The sequence below is a fragment of the Bacteroides sp. 90-K9/2 genome, assembly GCF_047310725.1.
Taxonomy (GTDB): Bacteria; Bacteroidota; Bacteroidia; order Bacteroidales; family Bacteroidaceae; genus Bacteroides; species Bacteroides vicugnae.
On the sequence record NZ_JBCGVL010000001.1, the window covers coordinates 1,780,198 to 1,797,159 of the forward strand.

10 protein-coding genes are annotated in these 16,962 nt (G+C 43.1%); 3 read left to right on the top strand and 7 right to left on the bottom strand.

Annotation, left to right across the window (positions count from 1 at the left end; translation table 11 throughout):
• Positions 1–15: 15 nt before the first annotated feature.
• Both AAHJ11_RS06700 and AAHJ11_RS06705 read right to left on the bottom strand, forming a co-directional pair.
• Positions 16–1,032: a DUF4435 domain-containing protein gene (locus tag AAHJ11_RS06700; RefSeq protein WP_148366452.1), complete on the bottom strand. Its 1,017-nt coding sequence runs from the start codon at positions 1,030–1,032 to the stop codon at positions 16–18.
• Positions 1,010–1,864, bottom strand: coding sequence for an AAA family ATPase (locus AAHJ11_RS06705; protein WP_195648570.1), 855 nt, complete (start codon positions 1,862–1,864; stop codon positions 1,010–1,012). Before AAHJ11_RS06705 ends, AAHJ11_RS06700 begins: the two co-directional genes overlap by 23 nt.
• Positions 1,865–1,986: 122 nt before the next feature.
• Here AAHJ11_RS06705 and AAHJ11_RS06710 point away from each other — a divergent pair, with 122 nt between their 5' ends.
• Positions 1,987–2,904, top strand: coding sequence for a DMT family transporter (locus AAHJ11_RS06710; RefSeq protein ID WP_148366454.1), 918 nt, complete (start codon positions 1,987–1,989; stop codon positions 2,902–2,904).
• An 89-nt stretch (positions 2,905–2,993) separates the two neighbouring features.
• Here the strand turns inward: AAHJ11_RS06710 and meaB are convergent, their stop codons facing one another.
• The 5 genes from meaB to AAHJ11_RS06735 all read right to left on the bottom strand — a co-directional run bounded on the left by meaB (position 2,994) and on the right by AAHJ11_RS06735 (position 14,615).
• Positions 2,994–4,085: a methylmalonyl Co-A mutase-associated GTPase MeaB gene (gene meaB, locus AAHJ11_RS06715; protein WP_009000366.1), complete on the bottom strand. Its 1,092-nt coding sequence runs from the start codon at positions 4,083–4,085 to the stop codon at positions 2,994–2,996.
• Between the two features lie 11 nt (positions 4,086–4,096).
• Positions 4,097–5,164 carry a DUF1573 domain-containing protein gene (locus AAHJ11_RS06720; RefSeq protein ID WP_234132324.1) on the bottom strand — a complete coding sequence of 356 codons (1,068 nt, stop codon included), beginning with the start codon at positions 5,162–5,164 and terminating at the stop codon, positions 4,097–4,099.
• 236 nt (positions 5,165–5,400) lie between these two features.
• On the bottom strand, positions 5,401–11,133 hold the full coding sequence (locus AAHJ11_RS06725; RefSeq protein ID WP_413579216.1) for an alpha-2-macroglobulin family protein: 5,733 nt from the start codon (positions 11,131–11,133) through the stop codon (positions 5,401–5,403).
• Between the two features lie 916 nt (positions 11,134–12,049).
• A complete protein-coding gene (locus AAHJ11_RS06730; RefSeq protein WP_258979527.1) occupies positions 12,050–13,507 on the bottom strand; it encodes an aminoacyl-histidine dipeptidase in 1,458 nt (485 codons plus the stop codon).
• A 121-nt stretch (positions 13,508–13,628) separates the two neighbouring features.
• Positions 13,629–14,615, bottom strand: coding sequence for a lysylphosphatidylglycerol synthase transmembrane domain-containing protein (locus AAHJ11_RS06735; protein WP_074556839.1), 987 nt, complete (start codon positions 14,613–14,615; stop codon positions 13,629–13,631).
• 70 nt (positions 14,616–14,685) lie between these two features.
• Here AAHJ11_RS06735 and rsmA point away from each other — a divergent pair, with 70 nt between their 5' ends.
• Entirely contained in the window at positions 14,686–15,528 is an 843-nt protein-coding gene (gene rsmA, locus AAHJ11_RS06740) for a 16S rRNA (adenine(1518)-N(6)/adenine(1519)-N(6))-dimethyltransferase RsmA (RefSeq protein ID WP_320975265.1), read from the top strand.
• A gap of 16 nt (positions 15,529–15,544) precedes the next feature.
• Positions 15,545–16,885 carry a magnesium transporter gene (gene mgtE, locus AAHJ11_RS06745; RefSeq protein WP_099146489.1) on the top strand — a complete coding sequence of 447 codons (1,341 nt, stop codon included), beginning with the start codon at positions 15,545–15,547 and terminating at the stop codon, positions 16,883–16,885.
• Positions 16,886–16,962 lie beyond the last annotated feature (77 nt).

Genomic DNA, 16,962 nt, shown 5'->3' on the forward strand with positions numbered 1-16,962 from the left:
TAGTTTTTCTTTTATTTATGATTTCTGTTTATTTTTTCCTTCTTCCAAATATTCACTGATATCCTGCCGCAACCAATCGTAATGGAAGAGCCTTTTGTAGGCTACATTCTTCTTGAGCATGATTTCCACATTCACCTGGCTGTTCTGATAACAAGTCAGTTCGTTTCTGAATTGTTCATTGTGTTCGGCCAGTCGTTTGATTTCCTGTTCCCGTTCACGGCGTAATACAGTGCAGACCGGAATCAAAAGTTTCATTACCACATTATCCATCACATGGTGTCCCTGCATATACAAATAAGTAGTTTCCGGCACCAACCCCAGCTCTTTAAATTCAGCCTGCAGTCCGTTTACTTGATTGATGTTATGAGGAAATTTCTTTTTCAACTCTGCCAACTTCTGGTTAACCCGTTGTTGGAGTGATTCCAGACTCTTTTCCGGATTCCGGAGGTTAATCTCACGCAAAGAGGTATAGGTATGGAAATCGTACATCGGGAAAGTGTAAGTATCCCGTTGGCGATAGAACCATACGTTCCAGAGAAAAAGCGGATATACTATTTCGGAGTATCTCTTTAGATAGGAATTGAAGTCGAGAATGGAACGGTCGTTCAATGTGGCCTGCACACATACCTCGTGAAGGCTCTCGGCAAAACAATGATAGTTTTCAATAGCATAGGTATAAGTCTGAAAAATATATCTGTTCCGGTTGATTTTACGGGAGGTATTGGTGGCTCCCTGCAACAGGAAATCATAGTCACTGTCCACACAGGCAATCAGGCTTCTCCCCAGTTCGGCTGTATTCAGCGTGTTCATGAGTACCATCTTTTTTCCTTTTGCCAAGGAGGTGGCCGAAGGGAGCATCACCTGGAAATAGTGTTCATCATCTTCAAATTCTTCAAGCAATGTGCGCCAGAAAGCGATGTCGTCATAGCTTTCTACATAAGCGATGATACGTCGGCGGGCTTTTTTCGGATAAAGCTTATGGGCGGCATTGAAATAGGAAGAAGTCAGATTATCTCGTAGTGAAGTTGCCATCAGTTTTATTTATATTGGTAGATATATCGCTTACTTCTGTCACGGCATCCAGCCATCCTTCCATAATGACGGCAGGTGAATGGGTAGTCAGGATGATCTGCACATTCGGATTCAGTTCACGTATCATAGCAATCAATTTTTGCTGCCATTCTATGTGAAGGGAAGCTTCCGGCTCATCCATAAACAATACGCAGTGGCTGTTGTCCTGCACAAGTACGGTCAGCAGAATAACCAGCATTTGCTTTTCGCCGGACGATAGTTTATAAGGAAACAATAGTTCGCCATCTTGGTAGAAAGCAATATCATTCCGTTTCCGGTCTATCTTTTTACGTGTATAGCTGAACAGTTCGTCAATCATATCCTGAAAACGGCGCTTAGCCACAGACAGTGTGGCCGCCTTGCGACGTTCCTCTTCATTATCGCTGGAAAGCATTTCGATCATCTTATTGCCTATGTTAACCTGATAATCGAGATAACGGCGTTGCAACAGGTAGAGTTGCCAATCCAGTTCGGACTTTACATTCTTGTCTGCCATACGGGCGGTGAAGTCTCCCATAATCAAGGGACGGTCGTAGCTCCGGATCACATTATAGGGGATATAGGTTGCCTGGGGATTGTCGAAGAAAAGACGCACTCCGTTCTTCTCGTCACTTTTCATTTCACCGGAAAGTTCCTCGAGATATCCTACCGAACGGTTCAGAATGGTAGTCTTCCCCACTCCGTTGATGCCGGAGAGGATATTCACATCGGGACGCAAATCCCATCCTATATTAAAGCGTTCCCATAGTCCGTGTATCTCGATACGACGGATATAATTGGCTTGTTGTTCCATAATATTCAAGTTTAATCAAGGCAAATATAAACAAATCATACGATAAAAAGCTACCTTTGCAACCGTTTTCTCTATTTGATTGTTAATGATATCAGAAATATAGTAAAATAAATAGCATCAACATGGACAAAAGTAAGAACCTGTATGGTCATTTGTTTGCGCTTACGGCAAACGTTATGTGGGGATTAATGTCTCCCATCGGTAAGTCAGCTCTTCAAGAGTTTTCCGCAATTTCAGTTACCACGTTCCGTATGGTGGGAGCAGCAGCAGCTTTCTGGATTCTTTCTATATTTTGTAAACAGGAACATGTGAATCATCAAGATATGCTGAAAATCTTCTTTGCTTCACTTTTTGCGCTAGTATTCAATCAAGGAGTGTTTATCTTCGGACTTTCTATGACTTCTCCTATCGATGCTTCTATCGTAACTACTACTCTACCGATTGTAACAATGGTTGTAGCGGCCATCTATTTGAAAGAACCTATTACCAATAAGAAAGTAATGGGAATTTTTGTAGGTGCTATGGGAGCACTCATTCTCATTGTGAGCAGCCAGGCAGGAAGTAACGGAAACGGAAGCCTGATTGGTGACTTGCTTTGTCTCGTTGCGCAAATCAGTTTCTCCATATACTTAACTGTATTCAAAGGATTATCTCAACAATATTCAGCAGTAACGATTAACAAATGGATGTTCATCTATGCTTCGATGTGCTATATTCCATTCTCCTATTATGATATTTCTACGATTCAATGGACTTCTGTTTCCACAATTGCTATCATACAGGTATTGTATGTCGTATTAGGAGGTAGTTTCCTCGCATATCTCTGCATTATGACTGCGCAGAGACTGCTTCGTCCTACGGTAGTCAGCATGTACAATTATATGCAACCGATCGTGGCTACAATTGCGGCAATCGCAATGGGTATCGGAAACTTTGGCTGGGAAAAAGGGATTGCCATCGCACTCGTATTCCTGGGAGTATATATTGTGACTCAAAGTAAATCGAGAGCTGACCTTGAAAAAACAGAAAAGCTTCATTAATAGTATAAACGGGTAGAAAGACTGAACGTTTCCTACCCGCTTATGCTAAATGTATTCTTTAATAATTAGAATCTTGTTAATTTAAAGCCTTATTTCAAATCCTCAAAGTAAGTATCGAGCAGACTTCTTGCAGCTATAAACGAAGTCAGGTTACCTTTCAATACCTGCTGTTCTTTTTCTAAGAGCATCGCTTCAATCTTCGGATTATGATAAAAGCTGTCACGAAGTTGTTCATTAATGCTTTCATACATCCAATATTTACTTTGTTCGTTGCGGCGATATTCAAAATAGCCGTTTCCTTTCACGAAATCAATGTACTCGTAAATCATGTCCCAGACTTCCTTCACTCCCAGATTATAAAAACCGGAGTAAGTCAAGACTTTGGGAGTCCATCCGGATTCAGGCGCAGGAAACAGATGCAATGCATTACGGAATTGAGTGGCAGCCAACTTGGCACGTTCCAGATTATCTCCATCGGCCTTATTGATAACGATACCGTCTGCCATTTCCATAATACCACGCTTAATCCCCTGCAGTTCATCTCCCGTACCGGACAACTGAATCAACAGGAAGAAATCAACCATCGAGTGAACAGCCGTTTCGCTCTGTCCCACTCCTACGGTCTCCACAAAAATCTTATCAAATCCGGCAGCTTCGCAAAGAATAATCGTCTCCCGTGTTTTACGTGCCACTCCTCCCAATGAACCGGCTGACGGACTAGGGCGGATGAACGATTTAGGATGTACGGACAGCTGTTCCATACGCGTCTTATCTCCCAAGATACTGCCTTTACTGCGTTCACTACTGGGATCGATAGCCAATACCGCCAACTTGCCCCCTTTTTCAAGTACATGCAGACCGAATACATCTATCGACGTACTCTTTCCCGCACCGGGAACACCACTGATACCGATCCGAACCGAATTGCCGGAAAATGGCAGACATTTCTCGATGATTTCCTGTGAGACAGCCTGATGTTCAGGCTTTACGCTTTCCACCAATGTCACAGCCTGACTCAATATAGTGACATCACCCTTTACGATACCTTCTACAAACTCTGCTACTGAAAGTTGGCGTTTCTTAGGTTTCCGCTTTAAGTAGGGATTCACAGATGAGGGTTGCTCAATACCTTTATTGACAACAAGTCCCTTATATTCTTCACTATTTTCAGGATGTTCCATAACAATAGGATTTAGCGTTTGATATTGATTTCGACTTTCGGGCGTAGCGGATCATTCGTTATCATCAAGATACGTAAATGATGTTTCTTATTACCTACGTCACGCTTACGAATGGTCACTTTAAGTTTCGTCATTCCATCCGGGGGAAGCACTGTCTTTTTCAGGCTCACTCCTACCGATGAATTAAATACCTGCAACTTACTGATAATTAACGGAGTTTTTCCGGCATTGGCTATCAATATGTCGTAGCTTGCCTTTTTCTTCTTTATCAATGGCACGCTCAGGTCGATGTTCGTTTCAGAAATACGCATGGCAGGAGCGTTCAGAGAATCTTTTTCTGTCATACGTGAGAAGTCGGGAAGAAGAATAGCCGAAACCGGTATTTCATTATCTTCGCTCACCTTATCACCGGAAAAACGGGAAAGGTAAACGGATGTTTGTGTCAATCCATAATCTTTCAGCTGGCTTGCATCCAACGTCAGTTTAACAGTTCCTTTCTTACCTTTCAACAGCACTTTAGGTTCCGCTTCCATTTTCAGATAAGGAGGCAGGTGCATCAGCACCGGTTCGTAGGGACGATCGGAAAGATTGGCGATGTTGAAAGTCAATGAAGGCTGCTGTCCGCGATAAACATCAGGAAAAGCAAACTCATCACGATCTAAACGGATATTTCCGATGGCATGAGGAAGCAGCTTGGTATAATCTTTAATTTCCTGCACCACTTCGCCGGTAAACTTCAGATAAACCAGACTCGGACTGGCATTGCTATAGATGCCTACTGACTTCTCAAAATGCCCTAACGCCTTGGCATCAAAAGTAGCCTTTACTACTCCCTTTCCTCCGGGAGCAATCGGTTCTTTCGTCCAGTCGGCCACGGCACAGGCACAAGAGGTCGTGACGTTGGTCAGCACCAACGGTTGGTTTCCCGTGTTAGTGATGGTATATTCCACAGCCACCGGACGTTTCCACTCTATTTGTCCGAAGTTATGTGTCTCTTTATTTGAAGAGATACGCGGTTGGGCAACGGCTGCCAAAGCGACAGTAAGCAAAGTTAATATAGATAGTAAACTACGTTTCATGCGATATTTTTTATTTTGGTGCACAAATGTAGGGGTTTTAGATGAGTTTTTCACCACAGATTACACAGATTAACACAGATTGGGAAAAGACTTTACTTAATAGCATTCCTTGTAAGCCCCTGTTTATAAGAAAAAAGTTCCTCACCGACGAAGGATGCCTTTCTCGGTGAGGAATACCCTCTTCATCGGTGAGGAACGCCTCGCTCATCGGTGAGAATAAAAATCCCCTGCCGGAACTATTTAATAATAATTGTCATCGAAGCAGAATGCGAAGCATATTCCGGTGCATAAGCACACTGCATAGTTGCCAAACCTGTTTCGTAAGTTCCTGCACGACTGACACGGTAGCTATATTCCAACACGTATACACCCTTTCCTAAATGATCGAAGAAGAAATTAGTCGATGCATCTTTGATGTCTACGTAATAGCCAAGCCCGTTGTTCCAACGATAACCGGAGATACTGCCGATCGGTTCGAAACAAGCGCCCCGCTGATCTTTCAACTGTACAAAGTCCATCGGACGGTCTACGCGGATGCTCAAACGGGAAACAACTTTATCACCTACCTGAAGAACCGTTTTGGCAGTAATAGGCTGTAATTGAGGCACGTTATTCACCGTACGCTCCACATACAACTGTTTCTCAACATTCAGTTCACCGCCCTGTTGTTTCACATCACTCACAGGAGATTCAAATTCTGCATACACAGCTCCCCAGGCAATACCCGGATTTCTCTTTTCCACTTCAATCTTGCGGGCATCCACCACATTCTTCTGTGTGAAAGAACGTTTGATATATCCCAATCCGGGAACAGTCGTTTTACTTGGACTAACAGTTTCCAGCACTTCATCAGCAATCACAATCCGTACATCTCCCTGATTGTCGAGTAAATTAGTACCCTTCATCAGCAATGCAAATACCGCATCGGCAGTAGCTACCGGAGAATTCCACTGTTGTGTCTGCTTTTGCTTCAACAACCAAAGTTTCATTTCTTCCACCGTATCGGTATTTCCACCCGTCTGTTCCAGCGCTTCCATCACATCTACATGAGCCTGCATCTGCATTCCGCCCCATGTATACGGATTCTCGTTGAAAGCAAAGAACATTCCCTGTTCATCTGTCTTCGTCAGATGTTCTTTCAGAGAAGCGACAAACTCCTGCGCTTCCTTCTTGCGTCCGGCTTTATCAAGCACAATGGCGGCAATTGCTTTGGTATCCATCGAAGGAGAAGTCAGCAATTCTCCTACCTTAGAAAGATAATAGGTATAAGCCGCTTTATTGACTGCGGGTACCTGCTCTCCCGAAATAGCGATGAGATACAAATATTGCAGAATACTGCCCGAAACGCCCGTAAACTTCACACCGTCTTTCTGTGCTTTCAGGATTTCCTTATACTCGTCCAAAGCTGATTGATGAAGGTAAGCGAAAGCCTTCTGTTGCAAAGAAAGAGCCGATCCGCTTAATTTCTCACCTGTCAGCATAGCCAGACGGGCATTCAGTTCGGCGATATAGGTAGTTACAGATCGACTGCCGTTCATTCCTTTATACCAGGACCATGCCCCGTTTGAGTTCTGTAACTCCTGCAATCGAGTCAAAGCTGCGATATTATTACTACGGATGTTATTCAAATCAAACAAGGTGGCGATGCGCTCTTTCTGTTGCTCTTCCGTCTGTGCTTCGAGCACCCAGGGAGACTCGGACAAAATGATATTCTTCACTTCCTGATTCTTTTGCAGATTGCTCAAGAACGTTTCTTTCGTACCTCCTTGCAGTTTCCAACTTTCAAATACCGCTTTGATCTTCGGCTGACTGTTCATGATAAACGAAGCCAATGTATTGGCATAGTAGGCAGTAGCCCAGGAAATAGCGTTATTACTTGTCGGAAGACTCAATGAAGGCAATGCCTGAACGGCATACCAAGCCGGGTTTCCTGTAAATTCAACAGTTAGTTTACGATCTGTGGCTGTTTTACTTTGCTGATTGAACAGATGATCGAGTGAGAAAGTACGGGTTTCTTCTCCACGCACTGGCATTGGAAGTGTCTCCACCAAATGCTCTTTATTGCTAAGAACCGGAAGCAACTGTTGTTCTCCATCGCTGAAAGTACCACTGTCGGCAATCATCCGGCATCCCACTATTTCGTATTTATCACTAACGGTAAACTGGAAGTCCACACCCATTGTCTTTCCGGCAGCAAGGCTGAATTTCTGTTTTTGTGTACTGATAACCTTCTCTGTCATCGGGTCAAAAAGGACCAGACTGACCGTTCCGGCTTGCGGCTTACCAGTCATATTAGAGATAGAAGCTGCCAGAGAAGTCTTATCACCCACACGCACAAAACGAGGGAGATTAGGAGTCAGCATAAATTCTTTGCTTGTGGTAGCTTCGCCATCCAATGTTCCCGTCAACATTCCCTTTGTATGAGAATATCCACGGAAGTTCCAACGCGTCAGACTTTCGGGCATCGTGAAAGAGAAAGAGATCTCTCCCTGTTCATTGGTGCGAAGTTGAGGATAGAAGAATGCTGTTTCTGCTAAATTGGTACGCAAGTCGGCAGATGCTTCGGGAAGCATTTCGTTGTCAGATGCCTCATCCGCTTTTTCTCCCGTGGGTATCATTTCCGATTGAAATTCAACATTAGTCATGGCATCAGCAGCCATAGCCGATTTCATCTTTGGCGCATTACTCCTTAAAGTTGCAACGTCCAATGTCGAAACGCTACCTGTCACCGTCAACTTTCTCGTCGAGCCATATCCTCTCACCATTATTTCATCCGTTCCTCCGCTATTATAATGGTCCGATAGCATCACAAAATGGTCATACTCCAGTGATGGCACTTTGAGACTCTTCGTATTCCACCAATAATTGAATGAATTATTACCGGAATATCCACTCATCCAATTAGAATATGGAACAATCTGATTATAGTAGATTTGGAAATTCTGTTGCCGGTTCCATATTTTATCCAAGGAGGCATCATACATCGTTGCCAGCATTTCCGCATTGGCAGCCTGCCCTTGCGGCGTTTTAATCGTCAGTTTCCATTCCTCCTTTTGTCCCGGACGCAATTTATCACGGAACACTTCCCACTTCATAGTCAGTGTCTTGTCAGGAATCCGTTTGGTCAGCCGCACCTGTTCCTGATAAACCTGTCCGTCTCTTACCATACAGAGATTCACAAAGACACCATCCCCATAACTTTCCCGATATGGATACTCGAAACGGACAATTGTATCTGACAAATTCAACGTCTTGCTCTCCAACAATTTATCACCGGAAAATACATTCATCATCACATAAGCATCTTTTTTCGACGTACCGAAACAGAACACGGCCGGATGGGCAGCATCAAATTCCGTATTTGCACCATAGAACCACATCGTCGTTTCTATGGGCGGACGTTTGTCCTCGACAGAGAAAAGAATTGTGTTGGTGTCAGCAGTCACTTCCTTGCCCTGATTATCTTTCACTGATGCTTTCAGCACATAAGGTCCCGATGGAAGATTCTTCCAGTCGAGCGTCATGTCTTCATTAGAAGTAAAGGTTCCCGTTGCAACCGGTTTCTCTTCCAGCTGCTTAAAGTCCTTGTCTTTGGCAGGGTACAAGTAATAATTCCCCTTCACCTCCACAGGTTGTCCATTCAGGTTCTGCACTTTAAACATAGTTTCGAAGGGTTGATCCTTGCAAGTCTTATCTTGCAATTCCACCTGCAAAACCAACGAACGGTTTCCTGCCGAAATCACGTCCGTAGAAGATTGTGTTTCACCTGCCACGTTGGTAACAGTGGCCTCAATGGAATAACGATAATATACCTTATCGTTATTTTTATAAGAGTCACTTTCCTGCAGACGAACCGGTATCGTAAATTCTCCATTCTCATTGGCCATCACTTCACCGGAAGCAATCTGCACAGATTCCGCAAACCGCCAAAGGCTGTATGCAGAACGCTTTACCGTATATTTCACCGGAAGATCCTGAAGCAGCACACCACTATAAGATTGTACCTTACCCTTCACCTGTACCTCATCACCCAGTTTGTAACTTCCTTGTTGCTTTTCAAAAGTGACATCAAATGTCGGACGTTTATAATCTTCTACCCGGATGCTTGTACGACCTCTTCCCGCTTTCAAAGAAAACATTCCGTTCAGGCAGGCCGAAGGCAATGCGAAATCGGTGGTAAACGAACCAAACTCATTGGTACGTACCGACTTCTGCCCTACTTCCTGATTGTTTACATCCAATAAAGTCACCGTATATTCCTTGTTCGGAAGCACATTCGCCGTATCTGATTGTTGAGAATAAGCAATTCCCTTCACATACACAGTCTGTCCGGGACGATACAAAGAACGGTCGGTCAATAAAGTCATATTTTCAGTCACTTTATCTTCGTCGCCGTAATATCCGTAACTTCCTGCATAAATGCCTTGTTTCGGCATTGCCGTATCCGTCCCCTTGGAAGCTTTCAGATAGCGGTATTCAGATTTCCAGGGAAATACGACCTTACCCTCTTCGTTTGTCGTAAACTCCTGCAACACTTTTTCATCATTACTGTACATTGTCACTTTCGCATGGGGAATGGGATGCCCTGTCTGTCCATCCAGCGTCACCACTTGATACTGTTTTTCCGGCAGACGGCACGTCAGCACTTTGAAACGTGTTACATCAAACTTGCTTTCACTATCTCTCTTCGCACGAATATCAGGTATGATACGCATCACGTAAGATCCAAGCTCGGGAGCTTTGAATGTAAACACAGTGTCCTGCGTCCGATAATCTTTTGGCCGAAGCACAGCGTAATGTTGTTCCTTTATCAGTTTCTTCGCCTGATAAAGACGGACAGTGAAACCATCCAGATTTTTGTGTGAGACCCTCAATTCTATCTCTTCGTTCGGAAAAGCCAAATCGGATGCATAAACATTCAAATAAGGAGCCAATATCTCTTCCCGAAGATTTTTCAAAGCATTGATTCTGCGATAGCCTGGATAAAGGCGGATTGCCTCATCGCAAAGCTGCAATGCATTGAGCTGCTGTTGTTTTCCAATAGCATACCGGGCTTCCGCCAAATAGACTTCGGCACAGATGGGTTCGGAAGCATACTTGCTTTTCAATGTGTTCAAAGCTTTCAGATAAGTATCTTCCGTCAGTACCGGAAGTTCGCCCTGTGCCTGGAGAGGTCGAATATTCCGATCAGCATTCCATCTCCATTCCAGGTAGTTAAGTGCTGTCAACACATAACCTTCTTTTAATCCGGCTGCTTTATAAGCGGAAATCATATTTCCATAAATAGCTATTATATCTTGTTTTACCGGATTCACAGTACCGTCATTAGTAATCCTGTTACCCAGTTCTTCCACCCGTTGCAGTGCTTCAATGCTACGGGAAGCCAATAAATGATACATATCATGGTGATAGTATTCGCTCGTTTCTCCCAGTTCTACAAAAGGAATATAGTCGCGTGAGGACGTTTTGAGCAGCAATACAGAATCCGCTAATGCCTCCTTTATATTTGTCCTCACTTTTTCGATGAACATATTAGCTGTCCATTCACGCATATCGGTGGCAGGTGTCTGGTCTACGATTTCTGTCCGTTGACGGAGTTGCCACTGGTTACTGGCTGCATAATCTGCATAGATTCCCGCTATCAAAGAGTGTAGGATGGCGCGATCCATTGGTTGGTCAGTCTGTTTCACCCATTGTTCCAGTCCTTTTAAATTAGCATAAAGACTGTCGGGATTCAACATTTCCCGATATTTCATCCGCCACGTATATGCTTTGAGCATTTGTGGTGAGTTTTTCTCTTTTTCCCCTTTCTGATAAATCTCATCAGTCAGTTTTATTACAGTCTTAGGCAAGCTCTTTTTCTCCGCCTGCTCCACTTCTTTCCATAATTTGTCGAAAGTTTGTGCCTGTACTGCCGGAATCACTCCCAACCATAGCAGCACCATCATACAAATCTGCTTTACTTTCATAATCTTTCTAGTTTAAGTTTGATATAAGTCTCACTCTTATAAATAACAAAGTAAGGAAATAAAGTTTAAAGATTTGTACTTTTTAGCTTAAAAAAAGCTTTTATCAAGCTACCAGCCCTATAGCATATTGCATAAACATTAGCCTATTAATCAACTCACTTTGGAATAAAATAAAAAGTCCAAAGGCTGCCACTCCGTTTGTTGTTTAATTGAAAAGTTTATCTTCTGCAATAAGATTCACCTATCTCTTACAAGTTCAAAAATGCAAAAGTATCTTGCACCTTACACTAATCCTGTGATAGTTAATTGATATACAGGATTTGTAGCAGTACAAAAAACAACTTTATGTAAAATTTTAGATATAAAAAATGGGGATATCGTATTTAATAACGTATCCCCACTCTAAACTTAGTTAATGTACTTGTTCTCATTTTTCAATTCTGTACCCCCATGAAAGCATTTCATTACGACCTACTTCACTAAGGATTTTTCTAACTAAAGAACTCATTTTCTTTGCCATAATCTTTAAACCTTTAAAATTACTAATTCCTGAAAACTAAAAAATAAAACTTACTTGTTTGGTTTGGTATTAATTGTTGAATATCCCCAAACATGTACATCGGCTTCGCCGATCTTTCTAAACAATCTTTTTAAACTTTTCATTTTGTTATCCTCCTAATTATATGTTTTACAACACAAAAATACAGCCTTTGTTTATACATTGATCTAAAAAAGAGAGAAATTTATGTTTTATAGCATATTTCTTGATTTGCATCAATTAATTTATTTGTTATACAGCAGAATTGTAATATACGCTGCAATAAATATGACAAAAGGCACAGATGAAATATCATCCGTGCCTTCACTATGGTTACCTATTATATAATAGGAGAATATTTATATAAAGAGAAATACGTTATTTCATTGGAGTTTGCTCCAAAGTTGCCACCAGAAAGTCATAGAACTTCTGTACGGTAGGAATCAACGCTCTTTCGTCCGGCGAATGCGGTGAACGCAAAGTCGGACCAAAAGAAATCATGTCCAATCCCGGAATAATAGCACCGATAATACCACATTCCAAACCAGCGTGAATCACTTTCACTGCAGGTTCTACGCCAAACTGCTGTTTATAGGATGACTTCATCGCATGCAAAATCGGAGAATTTACATTAGGTTGCCAACCGGAATATCCGCCTGTCATCTCTACCTTCATCCCTGCCATAGAGAAACAAGACTCTAAGCTGGTAGTCAGATATTCCTTCATGCTATCGCTTGAACTGCGAGCCAAAATCTTAATGACTGCCTTCCCTTCACCAATCGTAATAATAGCAAGGTTGGAAGACGTTTCTACCGTATCCGGAACAGTAGGGATCATACGTGTCACACCGTTCTGACAAGCAAAGATTGCATCAATCAGATTGTCTTGAATTTCTTCAGGTACTTCACCGGCAGGAAGTTCTACGCGTTCAGCTGTAAAACTGATCGGAGTTTCAATAGCCGAATATTCTTCATTGAACAGGTTTTCGCAGTATTTCACCAAGCCCAGCAGTTCTTCTTCATTTTCAGCCGGAATGGTAATAACCGCATGCGCCTCACGCGGGATAGCATTACGCATATTACCACCTTCCCAGCTAGCCAAACGGGCTTCATAGCTGGCAACCGCTTCACGAACGAAACGAACCAATAACTTATTGGCATTGGCACGCCCTTCATTGATTTCCAATCCCGAATGTCCGCCGCGCAATCCTTTCAAAGTAACTTTCACTGCGATATCTCCTGCTTCGGGAACTACTTCCTTATATTCCAAGGTAGCAGTTACGTCCATACCTCCGGCACAACCGATATACAATTCACCTTCATCTTCCGAGTCCAGATTCAACAGAATTTCACCGTTCAGGGTGCCCGGCTTCAAACCAAATGCACCGTACATACCGGTTTCTTCATCTTTAGTGATAAGAGCTTCCAGAGGACCATGTTTCAGGTCTTTTGCTTCCAGCACGGCCATGATGGCAGCTACTCCCAGTCCGTTGTCCGCACCCAAAGTAGTACCTTTTGCTTTCACCCAGTCACCGTCTATATAAGTTTCAATCGGGTCTTTTTCAAAATCGTGTACAGTATCGTTGTTCTTCTGCGGAACCATATCCATGTGCGCCTGAAGAATTACACCTTTCCGGTTTTCCATACCCGGAGTTGCCGGTTTACGGATAATCACATTACCTGCTTCGTCTACAAAAGACTCCAAGCCCAAGCCTTTTCCGAAACCAAGAAGAAATTCAGTTATTTTTTCCATGTGTCCTGACGGACGAGGAATCTGTGTCAACGAATAAAAATGCTTCCACACATTTTGTGGAGCTAAAGAAAGAATGGTACTCATAATAAATATTTTAAAACGATTTTAAATCTAATAATTAAACAGTGCCAAGTTATGGAAAAGTTTTCAGATGGCAAAGGACGTCAACAAAAACATTTAAGAATACACAGTTTTAGCTAAAATTTCACCCTCGATGTCTATTGGTGAATGGCAGAGCGGCAAATCCATAGATGCCCAACAGAACAACCAGAAAGGTTTGAATACCGTGTACAATCAGGGCAAAGATTCCGGCATCCGTCACATTTACTCCATAAAGCATCATCATAGAAATGATAGCGAAATGCCACGGCCCCGCCCCGTTGGGAGTAGGCACAATCACGGCAAACGTACCGCCCACAAACATGACCAATGCCGCCAGAATACCTAAATGCGCTGTAAAGGCAAAACAATAGAATGTGAAATAGAAATGGAGAAAGTAGCACGTCCAAATAGCCAGTGTATAAAAAATAAAGAGAGGAATGTTACGCACTCCCCTTAAAGACATAATCCCCTCCCATATATTAAGTACAAAGCCTTTCACCCGTTCGTAAAAGAACAGCGTTTTTCTTAAATAATAAAGAAGGATCGCCACACCGATAAAACAGAACAGGATGATATAAAACCATACTGAAGTCAAAAGATGAACAAGAGAGGGTATTTTTGTTCCGGTCTGTTGAAGAAAGGTGACGAAGATAGGTAATTGAAGTAAAACAGTGATGCCTGTAATAAGAAGAATAGTCAACGTATCAACCAGTCGCTCCGTAACGACTGTTCCCAACGACTTGGCAAACGAGACGTTATCATATTTCGCCAAAACCCCGCAACGGCTCACTTCCCCGATCCGGGGAACTACCAGACTGGCAGCATAAGAAATGAAGATAGCATTCACACAATCGCTCTTTTTCGGGAAAGCGTCCAACGGTTCCAGTGTCTGTCTCCACCGCCATCCACGAAAGACTTGTGCGAACACCCCGAACACTAATGAGAAGAGCATCCACCACCAATTTGTACCGTGTAATAACACATCGCCCGCTTTTGTAAAATCAAAGTCGCGATACACCCAGAATAAGATAAAGCCGCCTAAAACAACCGGTAATATCAGTTTCAGTGTCTTTTTTAATAGTTTCTTCATCCTTAATTCTTCATTCTTCATTTAAAAGAATTACCTTTGTCGGCTGCAAAAGTAATTATTTAGTTGGTAAATGAAATTAGTAAAGCCTAAAAAGTTTCTCGGACAGCACTTTCTGAAAGATCTGAAAGTTGCGCAAGATATTGCCGATACTGTCGACACTTTCCCCGAACTGCCTATTTTGGAGGTGGGACCGGGTATGGGAGTATTGACCCAGTTTCTGGTGAAAAAAGACCGGTTGATAAAGGTCGTAGAAGTTGACTATGAGTCGGTTGCCTATCTTCGCGAAGCTTATCCGTCATTGGAGGACCACATCATCGAAGATGACTTTCTGAAAATGAACCTTCACCGGCTATTCGACGGCAAACCTTTCGTACTGACCGGTAATTATCCGTATAACATCTCCAGCCAGATCTTTTTCAAGATGCTGGACAACAAAGATATCGTCCCCTGCTGTACGGGAATGATTCAAAAAGAGGTAGCCGAACGTATTGCAGCCGGACCGGGCAGCAAGACTTACGGCATCCTTAGCGTATTGATTCAGGCTTGGTACAAAGTGGAATACTTATTCACAGTGAGCGAACATGTGTTCAACCCGCCCCCAAAAGTGAAAAGCGCTGTCATCCGCATGACGCGCAACGAGACTAAAGAATTGGGATGTGATGAGAAACTGTTCAAACAGGTAGTGAAAACGACTTTCAACCAACGACGCAAAACATTACGCAACTCTATCAAACCTATTTTAGGCAAAGATTGTCCACTCACGGAGGACATATTATTTAATAAACGCCCGGAACAACTATCGGTAGCAGAATTTATAGACCTGACCAATAAAGTGGAAGAAGCATTAAAGACGGCAGGCAACAACCGACTGACGGGCAGCAGTGAGCAGAGAACTGGATTTTGTAATTCGTAATTTGTAATTGACAACGATGAACGAGGAATACATTGACAACGTTAAACACCTTATTGAGCAAAAAGACGCCGATACGGTAAAAGGGCTTCTCATCGACCTTCATCCGGCCGACATCGCCGAATTGTGCAATGACCTGAATCCGGAAGCGGCCAAGTTCATCTATCGCCTGCTCGACAACGAAATTGCCGCCGACGTACTTGTCGAAATGGACGAAGACGCTCGTAAAGAGCTACTCGAAATGCTCCCTTCGGAGACAATCGCCAAACGCTTCGTTGACTACATGGATACGGACGATGCCGTAGACCTGATGCGTGAACTCGATGAAGATAAGCAGGAAGAGGTTCTTTCGCACATTGAGGACATTGAACAGGCAGGTGACATTGTCGACTTGTTGAAATACGACGAAAATACCGCCGGTGGTTTAATGGGTACGGAAATGGTACTCGTCAACGAGAACTGGAGTATGCCCGAATGTTTGAAAGAGATGCGTCAACAGGCGGAAGAGCTGGACGAAATCTATTATGTATATGTCATCGACGACGACGAACGTCTGCGAGGTATCTTCCCGCTCAAAAAGATGATTACGTCTCCTTCTGTATCCAAGGTGAAACACGTGATGCAGAAAGATCCGATTTCCGTGCATGTAGATACTCCCATTGATGAGGTGGTACAGGCGATTGAAAAGTACGACTTGGTGGCCATCCCCGTCATCGACAGTATCGGCCGGCTTGTAGGACAAATCACCGTCGACGACGTCATGGATGAAGTTCGTGAACAATCGGAACGTGATTATCAGTTGGCATCCGGTCTTTCGCAGGACGTAGAAACAGACGATAATGTATTGAAACAGACCACTGCCCGCCTCCCCTGGTTATTAATCGGTATGATCGGCGGAATCGGGAACTCTATGATATTGGGAAATTTCGATGCTACTTTTGCCGCTCATCCCGAAATGGCACTTTATATCCCGCTGATCGGTGGTACAGGAGGAAATGTCGGAACACAATCTTCGGCAATCATCGTACAAGGCTTGGCAAACAGTTCGCTGGATGCCAAAAACACATTCAAGCAAGTCACCAAGGAAGCAGTAGTAGCATTAATCAATGCCACGATTATCTCCTTATTAGTATACACCTACAACTTTATCCGGTTCGGTGCAACAGCTACGGTGACTTATTCCGTATCCATCAGCCTGTTTGCCGTGGTTATGTTCGCTTCCATTTTCGGAACACTGGTACCAATGACTCTGGAGAAGCTAAAGATTGATCCTGCAATTGCAACAGGACCGTTTATAGCCATTACAAATGACATCATTGGAATGATGTTGTACATGGGAATAACCGTTTTATTGTCATAAAAACACGATAAACAAAAAAAAATAAGCAAAATAGTATGAAGTAATCGTTTTATTTCATTAATTTGTGACCCAAAACT